This window comes from Okeania sp. KiyG1, assembly GCF_014132355.1.
Classification (GTDB): domain Bacteria; phylum Cyanobacteriota; class Cyanobacteriia; order Cyanobacteriales; family Microcoleaceae; genus Okeania.
This window is the reverse complement of record NZ_BLZO01000011.1, coordinates 97,301-111,148: the sequence shown is the minus strand read 5'-3', so window position 1 is coordinate 111,148 and position 13,848 is coordinate 97,301. Positions and strand designations below refer to the sequence as shown.

7 protein-coding genes are annotated in these 13,848 nt (G+C 33.0%); 6 read left to right on the top strand and 1 reads right to left on the bottom strand.

The window, feature by feature from the left end; genetic code table 11:
- The first annotated feature begins 305 nt into the window (after nucleotides 1–305).
- The 6 genes from SAGCYANO_RS01155 (at nucleotide 306) to SAGCYANO_RS01130 (ending at nucleotide 10,797) form a co-directional block, all read left to right on the top strand.
- A complete protein-coding gene (locus tag SAGCYANO_RS01155; RefSeq protein ID WP_202218407.1) occupies nucleotides 306–2,066 on the top strand; it encodes a tetratricopeptide repeat protein in 1,761 nt (586 codons plus the stop codon).
- A 34-nt stretch (nucleotides 2,067–2,100) separates the two neighbouring features.
- A complete protein-coding gene (locus SAGCYANO_RS01150) occupies nucleotides 2,101–2,637 on the top strand; it encodes a hypothetical protein (protein ID WP_202218406.1) in 537 nt (178 codons plus the stop codon).
- 825 nt (nucleotides 2,638–3,462) lie between these two features.
- The gene (locus SAGCYANO_RS01145) at nucleotides 3,463–5,310 is read left to right on the top strand and encodes a tetratricopeptide repeat protein (protein WP_202218405.1); all 1,848 of its coding nucleotides are present in this window, start codon (nucleotides 3,463–3,465) and stop codon (nucleotides 5,308–5,310) included.
- Nucleotides 5,311–7,675: 2,365 nt separating this feature from the next.
- Nucleotides 7,676–7,834 (top strand): hypothetical protein, encoded by a 159-nt coding sequence (locus SAGCYANO_RS01140; protein WP_202218404.1) that lies wholly within the window; start codon nucleotides 7,676–7,678, stop codon nucleotides 7,832–7,834.
- A gap of 132 nt (nucleotides 7,835–7,966) precedes the next feature.
- The gene (locus tag SAGCYANO_RS01135; protein ID WP_202218403.1) at nucleotides 7,967–10,465 is read left to right on the top strand and encodes a tetratricopeptide repeat-containing sulfotransferase family protein; all 2,499 of its coding nucleotides are present in this window, start codon (nucleotides 7,967–7,969) and stop codon (nucleotides 10,463–10,465) included.
- Between the two features lie 89 nt (nucleotides 10,466–10,554).
- The gene (locus tag SAGCYANO_RS01130) at nucleotides 10,555–10,797 is read left to right on the top strand and encodes a hypothetical protein (RefSeq protein WP_202218402.1); all 243 of its coding nucleotides are present in this window, start codon (nucleotides 10,555–10,557) and stop codon (nucleotides 10,795–10,797) included.
- Nucleotides 10,798–11,865: 1,068 nt separating this feature from the next.
- Here the strand turns inward: SAGCYANO_RS01130 and SAGCYANO_RS01125 are convergent.
- Nucleotides 11,866–13,605, bottom strand: a complete 1,740-nt coding sequence (locus SAGCYANO_RS01125; protein ID WP_237395502.1) for a TOMM precursor leader peptide-binding protein — start codon at nucleotides 13,603–13,605, stop codon at nucleotides 11,866–11,868.
- Nucleotides 13,606–13,848: the final 243 nt, after the last annotated feature.

Here is a 13,848-nt window from a genome sequence, read left to right as displayed (position 1 = left end):
AGAGAGATTAAAATCTGGGTAGGCTACAATCAAGTTATAATATTATCTTTTATCTCAACGTTGGGATTTATACCCGCGCTCTCCTCGTCGGGAGCGTTGTAGAGAATTTAGAGTCATTGATAGATGGGAACCCACTTCTCAAAAATGCAGAGGTACTAATAACTGATAACTGATAACTGATAACTGATAACTGATAACTGAAATGACCACTATTATTTTCTCCTAAATTCTGACTGATAACTGATAACTGATAACTGATAACTGAAATGACTCCTTCTTCAATTCAAACATTTTAAAACAGAAATATGTATTCAAATTTAACTCCAGAAATGTCAGCTTTTAGTTTATATCAAGAAGCAGAATCTTATTTAGAAGCTGGAAAATTAGATGAAGCTTATTTATGCTGTGAAAAATCTCTAGAAATATTACCTGTTTATCCTTTGACTTGTAAAACATTAGGAAATATATTACAGGCAATGGGAAAGTTAGAAGAGGCGATAAGTTGGTATACAAAAGCTATAATGCAGCAGCCAAATTGGGCGGAGATATACATAAATATTGGAAGTTTATATGCTAAACAAAATGAATGGCAACCAGCTATAGCTTGCTATGAAACAGCTATTGAATTACAACCAAATTTGCCTGGTGCTTATCGAAATTTATCTAGGGTTTGCCAAAAATTAGGTAACTTAAGTTTGGCAAAAAAATATTGGTCTCAAGCTAAAAAAATAGAATTAGAAAAGACGGCTTTAGAAAAGGTGAATCATGGGGATATTTTATTAAATGAGGGTAAAACGGAAGAGGCAATAATTGATTATCGTGAGGCCATAGAATTAAATCCTAATTTATCGGAAGCTTATTCTAAATTAGGAGAAGTTTTAGTAGAGAGAGGGGAACTAGATGGGGCTATCAATTGTTATCAAAATTTAATTGAACTTTTACCGAAAAACTGGGTTTTATTTCACAAACTAGGAAAACTTTTCCAAGAAACGGGCAAATTAAATGATGCTGTTGAAGCATTTCAAAAAGCTACAGAATTTAATCCTAATTTTCCTTGGTCTCGCAAACATTTAGCAGATATTTTATATGAACAGGGTAAATTAAATGAAGCTCTTATTTTTTACGAACGAATAATTGAAAATAATCCTAATATTTGGGATAGTTACTGTAAAATAGGGGAAATATTTCTCAAGCAAGGAAAAATAGATCGAGCAGTTCTTATTTATCATCAAGGTATCAAGCTTAATCCCAATTTAGCAAGATTTCACTACAAGTTAGGAGAAGCACTAAGTCAACAAAAAAAATTACAGTTAGCAATTCAAGCTTACCGTCGTGCAGTAGAGTTAAGACCAGATAACTATCTGTTCCATGAAAAATTGGAGCGTTCTCTAAAACAAACAGATCTGTTCAAAGAAAAGGAAGAAATTAACTTTAGTCAAAGTAGTAAAACTATAAATTTTACTATTATCCCTACACGCGCTGGATTTACAGACCAATTACTTCAATTTATGATGTTCTATAAATTAGGTATGTCTTTAGGTTATGAATATATTCATACTGATTTCAACAGTAATCGTAGTTCTCAAAAAGTTTATGATTTTCTAGGGTTTAATCGATATTGGTCTGTTAATACTAAAAATATACATCTGAGTAATTATAGCTGGATATATTTACAGTTTAATGATGATAATTTTGCTGATTTAAAATCTATGAAGTCCCTAAATGAGTTACAGCAATATTGTCAGAATTTACTCGATAAACGTAATTTTAGTAATGATACTCTTGTGATTTTTATGCTAGATAAAGGCACGAGAGCTAGGGGAAAAATTTTATCATTAATTAATTCAGAAATTCATAGCTATCAAGACAATCTTAACTTCAGAAAAATTTACTTTGAAAATGATCGACATCAAGTTAAAATTCAGAAAAATTTTGATGTTCAAAAAATCAAGTTATTAGTTCACATTAGAACCGGTGATATAGCTCATATAAAAACTACTTGGGGTTCTTTTATCAAATCTATAAAGAGTTTAAGAGATGAAGAAAAAAATCTGGAAAAAGGTTAAATGATCTAAATTTTTTGTAGATACAGTAGATGCATTGTCTGTAGAAGATTACTATCAATTTGCTAAAAGTTTAATCTGCTATTTGGGAGAAGAAAATGTCTCAACCTGCATTTTTTCAGATGGTTATAAGCGTAGCTTTGATTTTATAAAAAGAAACATTCAAAAAATGAACTTGACTACTACGGAAGCTCAAGAAATTTTCAAACTTAGTAATTCCTATGAATCCAATCAATTTAGCAAATTTAATAGTCTAGAAAATTGTGCCTGCATAATTGGTGAGAATGATGAAAAACTTTTTAACTTAATTCATTCTTGTATGATGGCAGATATTTTTATCATTGGTTCTGAGCAAAGAATGATACCAAAAATCCTCTCTAATTATTCCGATATAAAGCGCCCACCTGTGATTTTTCTTTTATATAAAAATCGTAGTTTATCTTCAATAATGAAAACTCATTTTCAAGATTTACTACTTGATTATCGTCAGGTAACATTGATACCAGTTAATGTATATAATTATCAGATTAATGACTTAGTATCTAAAGTTATAGACAAGATAAATATTATTTAAAGGCATCAATGGGGAGTAGGGGAGTAGGGGAGTAGGGGAGTAGGGGAGTAGGGGAGAAATAAACATAAGAATAATTAACATTAACTAAGCTGCTAATTAGCAAAAAGGGACTTTGTCTGTATTATACCAATTTTAAAAAGAATGTTACGAATAGTAAGAGGAATAAAAAGATTTTACAGGATATACTCTTTGACAAAAAGGATGATTTATGCCTTTTAAATGGTATTTAAACCATTCATTCTGACTACTGACTTCCCCTCCTGGGAGGGGTTAGGGGTGGGTTGACTCCTAATAAATATCCTAGCTATTTGTAGCAAACATTTATCAATTTGGTATTAATTATTTAATAACTGAAACGTCACCTAAGTATAGCATTACTTTTGAGGTAAGCATTTCCTGCGGAATGCTGCGCAAACAGCTATTAGCGGTCAGCTATAAGCTTTTTAATGAATGAAGCAAGCATTCGTTTAATTTCTACTACATTCTCAACCAGATATTCGTACTCTGAAGCTTTGATAAAATTGCTTTTTTCTTCTTTAATAGTTGATGGCTGATAGCTGACGGCTGAATGCTTACGACTTTTACAGAAAAATTATGGTCTAAAGTCTCCCTTTTTAAGGGGATAAAAAAATAGGTAAGCATTTCCTAGGTCATGCTTACAAAAATAGAATATTCCTTATGTCAAACCTCCTTATTCCAGAGGTACTGATAACTGATAACTGATAACTGATAACTGAAATGACTCATTATCTGTAATATAGAAATTCATATTCACCAAACATAAAGAGTAAGAGTGTTGTCCAATTTTTCTGGAGCAAAAAAATAGTGGAACAGAAAATATCAATAGTCGATTTAAACCAAAAAGCAGAATCTTATTTAGCTCAGGGAAAATTAAAGGAAGCAGATGCCACCTGTAATGAAGTATTGGCAAAAATAGAAGATTTAGCATTAATTTTTAATACTAAAGGCAGAATAGTTGCAGCAATGGGTAATCTAGAATTAGCTGAGGATTATTATCAAAAGGCAATTGCCATTAATCCTGATTTCAGCCCAGCTCATTTTAATTTAGGTAATCTATATTCTCAACAAAAACAATGGAATTTAGCAACTGCGAGTTACGACAAGGCTATCAAACTTAATCCGGATGATTCTTGGTATTATCAAAAACTAGGAAGGGCATTAATGGAACTAAAAGAATGGAAGGAAGCTGTAAATGTCTACCATATTGCTATTGAAATTAATCCCAATATATCAATTTATTATAATAATTTAGGACAAGCTTTAGCTAAATTAAAAAAGTGGGATGAAGCAGTTATAACTTATCAAAAAGCCATAGATATCGACCCTAATAATTCTTGGTACTACAAGAACTATTGGGAAGCATTATTAAAGACAAATAAATGGCATGAAATAGCAGCTACTTATCAACAAGCTCTGGAAAAAAATCCCGATGCTTACTGGTATTATTATCAGCTAGGTTATATATTGCACAAACAAGGGTTAATAGATGAAGCGATCGCTTATTACCAAAAAGCCAAAGATTTTCAATCAGCTCTAGCTTTGGTTCATAAGGATTTAGGAGATGCTCTTTTAGAAAAAAGAAATTCGGATGAAGCTATTGCTTGTTATATAAAAGCTATTCAATTACAACCTGATTTATTTGCTGCTTATACTAAACTTAGAGCTATTCATCGTTATCAGCTAGTCAAATTAGATCAAAATCAATTAAACCAGTTGATTAATTGTTACCAAGAAGCTATTAAGATGAAGCCAGAATTTTCAGAACACTATTTGAACTTAGCTAATATCTTAACTCAACAAGGTAAAATTAAGGAAGCTAGTAGTTACTATCAAAAAGTTTTATCTACAAAACTAACAAGAAACCGTCCAGAATTTGTCAAAAAATATGGAGATTTTATCGGCTCAGGCAAACCAGATTTTCTGATTATTGGCACAGTTAAAGGTGGTACATCATCTCTATATTCTTATCTAATAAAACATCCCTCAATTTTACCTGCTGTTAATAAAGAATTACATTTTTTCGATCTGAATTTTCACCAAGGAATTGATTGGTATTCATCTCAGTTTCCGGAAATTCCAAAACAGTATAATTTTTCTACAGGAGAAGCAACACCTAACTATATGTATTCTTTAGAAGCAGTAAATAAAGTGTTTAACTATTTTCCCAAAATTAAGTTAATTGCTATCTTAAGGAATCCTATAGAAAGAGCAGTTTCTCATTACTATATGATTAAACAACAAGGAACAGAAAAAAGAAGTTTTGAAGAAGTAATAGCTAAAGAAATGAAGAAATTGTCAAAAACTACAAATCAATCTCAAATTATTAATGCAGATTTTCTGCGGAGTATCAAACCAAAATATTTAAGTCTGGGCTTCTACTTATATTTTATTCAAGAGTGGATGAATATTTTTCCAAGGGAACAATTTTTAATTCTGAAAAGTGAAGATATGTATGAAAATCCCGCAGCTACTACAAAGAAAGTTTTTGATTTTTTAGGGCTACCAAATCATCAATTATTAGATTATAAACATTATTTTTCTGGTTCTTATTCTCCAATTAATGCAGATATATATTGCCAGTTATGTGAATTATTTCAACTTCATAATCAAAAATTAGAAGAGTATCTAGGCATGAAATTTGATTGGAAGTAATTTTCATTCATTGATAATGGATAATGGATAATTGATAATTACCTCTGGTGAAAACCCTTACGGAATTGAATATAAGGAAATATTATTTCTTCTCTTGGTTGATTGGATATGGCTCCGAGACCTGGCCATCCCACCCTTCGGGAAGCTACGCTTTTTCCTGCGGAATGCTACGCAAAAATGTCGCGTAGCGTTAACGTAGTTATGCGCCAGCAAAACGACCACTTTTTTTCCCTTAAAAGGGGAAGCTTCAAGGAGCGAATTATTTAATTATTAATTATTATTTATTCGGTAAGCATTCAGACATCAGCTATTGTTTTTGATCTTGATTTAAACCCGATATTAAGAGTTCTTATTAAGCCAGAATCCAGTCATACCAAATGTAAGCATTTCCTGCGGAATGCTGCGCAAACAGCTATCAGCAATTACTAATAAATAATTAGGCTTTGCTGAAGAAAGTCTTTTTGCTCTTTGTAGGGAGTAGGGAGTAGTTAGGAGATAGAATAAATGGGAATTATAGAGTCAGTAGCCAAAAGAATAGTAAGAGTGATTTTTCTGTCATAGCTACCCGAAAATCCTTACTTTTTGAATCTGAACAACTCAAAAGCTAATACTTTTTCAAGACATAAAAAGCCTCAAACTAATATCAGTCAATGCTTTAATATTTAGGCTTTGCTGAAGAAAGTCTTTTTGCTCTTTGTAGGGAGTAGGGAGTAGTTAGGAGATAGAATAAATGGGAATTATAGAGTCAGTAGCCAAAAGAATAGTAAGAGTGATTTTTCTGTCATAGCTACCCGAAAATCCTTACTTTTTGAATCTGAACAACTCAAAATCTAATACTTTTTCAAGACATAAAAAGCCTCAAACTAATATCAGTCAATGCTTTAATATTTAGGGTTTGTGTATGGAAAGTCTTTTTGCTCTTTGTAGGGAGTAGGGAGTAGTTAGGAGATAGAATAAATGGGAATTATAGAGTCAGTAGCCAAAAGAATAGTAAGAGTGATTTTTCTGTCATAGCTACCCGAAAATCCTTACTTTTTGAATCTGAACAACTCAAAATCTAATACTTTTTCAAGACATAAAAAGCCTCAAACTAATATCAGTCAATGCTTTAATATTTAGGGTTTGTGTATGGAAAGTCTTTTTGCTCTTTGTAGGGAGTAGGGAGTAGTTAGGAGATAGAATAAATGGGAATTATAGAGTCAGTAGCCAAAAGAATAGTAAGAGTGATTTTTCTGTCATAGCTACCCGAAAATCCTCACTTTTTGAATCTGAGCAACTGAAAAGCTAATACTTTTTCAAGACATAAAAAACCTCAAACTAATATCAGTCAATGCTTTAATATTTAATCAGCAAACCCTAATTACTTCTAAGGTTTTGTCTAAGGAATTTGGCAGTAATTTTTTATTATTTTTAAACTTCAAAGGTTACTTTAACCTTCCCCAAAATTACCGAATAATTAATAATTAATAATTAAATAATTATGGTTTAAAGCCTCCCCTTTTAAGGGGAAAAAAGCGGTCGTGAGCGGAGCTTCCCGAAAGGTGGGATGACGAGGTCTCGGAGTCATATCCAATCGACCAAGAGAAGAAATAATATTTCCTTATATTCAATCAAGGACGGTTTTAACCAGAGGTAGTTATCAATTATCCATTAATGAAAGTACTTTTGAGGAAGCGTGAGGTACAGTTTTAAAATTAATCTTTTTTTTCCTACTCCCTACTCCCAAAGTCCTAAAATTTTGTACTTCATCAACTAGAAAATTGCTGTAATAGCTAATAGCTAATAGTTGACGGCTGAATTTTTACTACCAAATTAATATGAAGCTGCATAGAATAATATCTTGATTGAGGTTGACTGTAGATCGAGATAGACAAGTTAATAAATTTCATAATTCTGTGCCACTTCACATAAAATTGGTATATTTCCCAACATCTACAACCTACGACCTAACACCTAATAATGCTAATAGCTGTTAGCTCCGCATTCCGCAGGAAATGCTTACCAGCTAATTAGAAAAAACTATATTTTATGAATATGATAACTATAGCGCTACGGCTAAAGAATAGAGAATGGACAACAGCGAATAGTGAAGAAAAAGTCTATGAATAAAGAAATTTAGTTATAGATGATTTTTCCTTATCTGTCTTCATATATTTGCGTAGTGCTACACTATATTCTAGACTTTAAGATAACAGTCAAATTTCAGGTCTTAACTTCCTGATTTATACATAATTATTAATGGGGAGACTAGGAGCTGATTGCTACTATCAATATCTCTAGCAATTTGCGGCAAGAACTGAAAAAAAAGGGGATTTTTTTGACTTAGCCAAAAAAATACTTGACAACATGGTTGGAGGTGATTTGATTGTACGCCAAAAAATTGAAATTAAAACTCAGTAATCAGAAGCGTTCAAAAATGGCTCAATGTGCTAGTTATGCTCGTTTAGTTTACAACTATGGCATCTTGATGGTTAATGGAACTTCTGCCATGACCAAAGTTAACAAACGTGCAATGCGAACTTAGCTTGAGTTGCGCATTACGCATTTTAGAAGCTAAAAAAGTCTTTACTAACTATGTGAAAAAGCAACCAGAATCTGCCTGGATAAACAATTATTCGTCTCGCATTTACCAAAGTGCTTTAGTAATATTAATTTAATGGAAAATTCAGAGGTAGCAGCATTAAAATTAAACCAGCAAGCAGAAAATTATCTGATTCAAGGAGATTTTGAAAAGGCTTATAACGCTTGCTTAAAAGCTTTAGAATTAGTTCCAGATTTTGCACCAGCTAGTAATACCATAGGGCAAATTATGGAAAAAATAGATGCCTTAGACTCAGCTATTGATTGGTATAAAAAAGCTCTAGAAAAACAACCAAATTTAGCTGAAATTCATGCAAATTTAGGTAAAATTTATGTCAAACAACAGCAATGGCATCAAGCTATTACTTGCTACGAAAAAGCTACTAATATACAACCAAATTTTGCCAGTGCTTATAGTGCTTTAGCACAAATATTTACTCAAACAGATAAGCCAGAGTTAGCTGCCTCTTATTTGTATAAAGCACTGAATTTAAAGCCAGAATTGGCAAAAGATTTAGAATATCTGAAATTGGCAAAAACTCTATTAAAATACCAGCAAAAGAAAGAAGCGATCGCCTGTTACGAACAAGCGCTTAAGTTAAATCCAAATCTATCCCAAGCACATCATAATTTGGGGGAAATTTATAGTGGCGAAGGAAATTGGCAAGAAGCTATATTAAACTACCAAAAAGCTATTCAACTTAATCCCAAATTTTCCTGGTCTCATCACAGCTTAGGCAAAGCTTTCACCAATATTCAGCAGTGGGAAAAAGCTATTTCCTCTTATGAACAAGCAGTTCAACTAAACCCTGAAGCTGCTGTTACTTATCATTGTCTTGGAGATGCTTTAGTCAATCAAAAAAAATTAGATGCAGCAATTACTGCTTATCAAAAAGCCATAAAATTACAGCCTGAAACTTGGGTAGTTCATCATAAATTAGCAAATATTTTCCAAGAAAAAGAGGAATTAGATAAAGCTACCCTTGCTTACCATCAAGCTATTCAATTAAATCCAAATTTTCTCTGGTCTTACTACAGTTTAGGAGAAACATTCATCAACTTACAAAGGTGGAATGAAGCAGTAACAGCTTTTCTTTATGCCTTTAAAATTAATCAAGATTTGTCAAACATCCATGAAAAATTAGGATACGCCCTCGAACAACAATCTCAATCAAATTTACCAGAAACTATTCACTATTATTCCCAGATTATTCAAAACCCTCAACTACAAAAATCCAGCACAATTAAAGAATTATCAATTCAGCCAGAAGCACCAGAATTTTACTTAAAATTAGGAAACTTACTAGGACAGAAAAATTTATTTAATGCAGCAATAATAATTTATAACCTGGGTTTGCAAGTCCAGCAAAATCATCCAGAAATTACTAACAAACTGACTCAACTAGAAAACAAAAAAAATCAACGAGACCAGGAACTTACCAACTGCCAAAACACCGTCAACAAAAATCCCAAAAATTTCCGTTCTCACTATCAACTAGGCAACATATTCTTCAAACTTCAGAGATTTGATGAAGCCATAAAAACTTATATACACGCCATTCAACTCAAACCCGAATATCCCTGGTTTTTCTTCTATTCAAACTTATTAAACTTTATTATTAAACAAGGAAAACTCAAGCAAATATTAAAATTATTTCAAAAAATTACTCAAGAAAATCAAGACAGTATTTGGTCTTACATTAACCTCGGAGAAATTCTCACAGCAACAGGAAACCTAGATGCAGCAATCAAAAATTATCAAACCGCCTCCTACAACAAAACCCGTCAACTTAATCCCTCCTTTGTTAAACAACATTGGAATTTACAAAATGCCAGAGGTCCTAACTTTATTATTATTGGCGCTCAAAAAAGTGGTACAACTTCACTAGAAAATTACATCGCTCAAAACCCCCATGTAATACCAGCAATAAAAAAAGAAACACATTTTTGGTATCGAGACTTCAACAAAGGAATTAATTGGTATCTTGCTCACTTTCCTCCAATTCCTAAATCAGAAAATTTTATCACCGGAGAAGCAACCCCTAACTATCTAGAAAATCATCAAGCTGCCGAGCGAATATATAATGTATTTCCAGAAGTTAAACTATTAGTAATATTGAGAAATCCTATAGATAGAGCCTTTTCTCAATACCATCATTGGATTAGACTAAATTGGGAAGACCGCTCCTTTGAAACAGCCATAAATTCCGAGTTAGAAATACTCAGAAAAAATCCCGAAAAACCAGAGGGAGACAAAAATTATTGGCAGAAACCAGGTAACTATATAGGACGTGGTATTTATATAGAATTTATCAATAAATGGTTAACAGTATTTCCCAGAGAACAACTACTGATTTTAAAAGGAGAAAACCTTTATGAGAAACCTGTAGAAACCATGAAACAAGTTTTTGAATTTTTAGGAATGCCAGAACATCAACTGTCAGAATATAGAAAGTTAAACCCTGGATCTTATTCACCAATAAATAATCAGATGCGCCAGAGGTTGAGTGAATATTTTCAACCTCATAATCAGAGGTTAGAAGAATATTTAGGAATGCAGTTTGACTGGGAATAATACTGAGCTTGCTTCAGTTTTATGGAATAGTTACAATAAAAGTAAGTAAAATTAAACTATGTAATGATTATTAGTCGTAGGAGTAGGTAATGGGAAAATTTAAACTTATAAAAGACGAAAAATTACTGACAGAACCTCTCAAAAAAGATATTAAATGGACTCCTAAAAAATTAACTCTTGCTGGAATATGTTTATTAGTTCCCTATACAGCAATATTAGTCTATGTAATTTCTTCTGGTGCTCCTTTAGGTTTAATAATTTTGATGATCTCATTTCCTGTTGTATTTTTTGGGGGTTTTTCTCTACTATATTCTTTAACAAAAAATCTATGAAATGGCTTTGCTGCATGAATAGGCAATAGAACAGAGTTCAGTCCGCCTCCTCTGTTCAATTAACAGTTAACAGTTATCAGTTAACAGTGACTATCCCCTGAAGTTAGTAGCTTAAAATCAGGAGTATTTTAATTTTCATCCCCTCACAAAGAGAGACTTGTTCACTCTCTTTCTTAAACTCTTTTTCTTAGTGATTAACTAGACTAAAACTTAATGAAAGTAACTTATATGATGTCCGTTTAATTAGCGATAGAATTCCGTTCCACTTTCCTACGGAATGCAAATCAGGAATATTTTAATTTTCATCCCCTAAAAGACCATCGGAAGAGATAAAAGCAATTGATAAATTTGGATAGAATTAAAACTTACTGTAAAATTATGCTTCTTTAAGCTTATAAGAAATTATTCATTATTTGCTGATAGCTGACTGCTAATATCTGTTTGCGCAGCAGTCCGCAGGAAATGCTTACCTTATATGATGTCCGTTTAATTAGAGCTTGCTGATTAAATTTAAAAGGATTGACAGGTAAAAGTTTTAGCTTTTTTACAGCGAAAAAGAGTGCAACTTTTTCAGCTTTAGCGACCAAAAAGTTAGAATAAAAGGAAGAATAATTGCAGAAAAATCAAGGGATAAAATATCCGACTACCTCCTCTAAATTCCTCCTGACTCCTGACTCCTACCCCATACCAAAATACTTTTTCAGCAAACCCTAATTAGCAATAGAACTTCGTTCCACTTTCCTACGGAATACTACGCAAACGCGAACAAAAACTTCCTTCTTCTCTCCTGACTCCTGACATAATATTATTAAAAATTATTTAGGGTTTGCTGATTAAATCTAAAAGCATTTACAGGTAAAGGTTGAGCGCATTTTTTAGTTAAAAAAAGTCCAAGCTTAATGGTGGTAATGGTTCAAAAAATTAGCATTTTAGGCGGCTTTGTTGCGCAGAATAATCAAGGGATTATTCTTCCTTCTACCTCCTCTATAATTCCCTGTTCCTCCTGTCTCCTGTCTCCTGTCTCCTGTCTCCTACCCTTACCCATAAGACTTTTTCAGCAAACCCTATTTACATCCACATAGGAAAAGGATTTAATTCCTCTTCCTTTAAAGACTCTTTCAACCATCCCATTTTAACCGGAACATCATATAATCTTCCTAACCCTAATCGCTTCCACATATGACGCATTCCTGGAACAATGACCTTAGCTACCCTCAACCCAACATCACTACGAGTCTGGTCTAATACTAATAGTTCCATATCATTTTTCTCAACAATTTGCTGACACAATTTAACATCTTCTAATAGGTCGTCACTAGCTAATTGAAAATAATCACTACTTTTTTTAGCAATAACTTCATTATTAGGAACCAAATAAGGTTGATTAATTAAAGTTGCGGTTTGCCACCATTTAAGAGCTAATACATCAGCAGAAGGGGGATAATTCGTTGTGCCATCCTCCTGAAAAGATACTACATTAGGCAATATTTGATTCGCCTCAGTCAACGCTCGACTAATAGCAATTTCTGGGTCAAAATGCGCCCCATATCCCAATACAATATCTTCTACCTCTCTATCCTTTCTAGGACTAATAGCAGCAAAACAAGGAATATTCAAATCGCTCGTAATATCTAACACCCATAAATCCCGATTCAGACTTTGATAATATTGTTTTAACTGCTGAAAATAAGGCTGGTCAAAACTGTCTAAATCCACTTGAGGTGTTGACAACCGATTGTACCACCATAAAGCCACACAATCTCTTTCTACCAACTCCATAAAACCTTGTAAAATTGCCTCCTCTATCGTATTTCCCGCAGCACAACCATTAGAATCAGACCAACAATCTAATAAATCAGAAGAATCAGATTCAGGATAACCATAGTAACAGTAAGAAGTAGGTAAATATTTAAACTCTTGAGCTGTCAAAGACCATACAGGAGTCCAATCAATTATTCTCGTTTCATCAAAAGGTTCTGGTACTTTTTGAAACCACCCTTTACACTCAACATTCCACTCTTTTCGATTTTGATATTGTTCCTCGCTAAAAATCATGCACTGATTTGGATGAATAGCTTTTTCTACCAACTTTTCATAACTCCCTTGCTCCCTAATTTCATCTCCTTGAAAAACCCCAGAATAACGTTCGATCGCCTCACAAAAACCGCTTGCTCTTGCTTGACTATCGGTTCTTCCTTTCCCCGCACTTCTACCACCCATATTTTGCCGTAAACTATCTAAATTGTTGAAAACATTGCGAAAATGATGTTTAGCAACATAAGTATGAAGTAATCCTTGACTGGGAATTTTAGCTAATTCTCGTACAACACCTGTAATCGGACTAATATGATGTTGATACTTTCTCAAAGTTTCTTCGGGAGAACAAAAACGATGTCCGCCATCAGCAGTAAAGGCTTTTTTTCGATGTCCTAAAACTACAGGTAAAGGTTGTTTATTAAATACATTTCCGCAGCTATGACATTGAGGACGTTTAACTAAAATGTGGTTTTGAGTTTGTAGAGTTAGATGGTCATAAGTAATCAGATTTCCTACTAATCTAGGATTGCCTTTTTGGATAATCCATTTAAAAATTTCTGTCGCAGCTATATTTAAAGTTGTTTGAATTGTTGCCTGAGAAAAACCAAGGGGAGGAGTTAAAAGTTTTGCTCCTTCTTTCTTTCTATTAATAAACTCTTCAATCGGTCGATTATCTCGCCAACGTTGGGCAAAACAATCCCAACATCCTGTTTGATTAGGTTGGAATAAAGGTCCAATCCAAGCAATAGTTCCTAATGGTTTGATTAACATCCAAGGAGCTTGAGAGGCTAAAGCTTGTTGATTAAATTCAGCTAAATCAGGATGGAGATAATCGTCAGTTAGAATAATCGTTAAATCTCCGTCTTCAGCTACTTGAATATGAAAAGATTTTAACAGAGAAATAAATTCTTCATCTGTTACCGAACCTAATGTTTTGACAGTAACTTTAGTCGATTGTAATTGATGACTAGCTTGAGACTGAAGAATCTGGAGATGATGACAAAGAATAGCTAA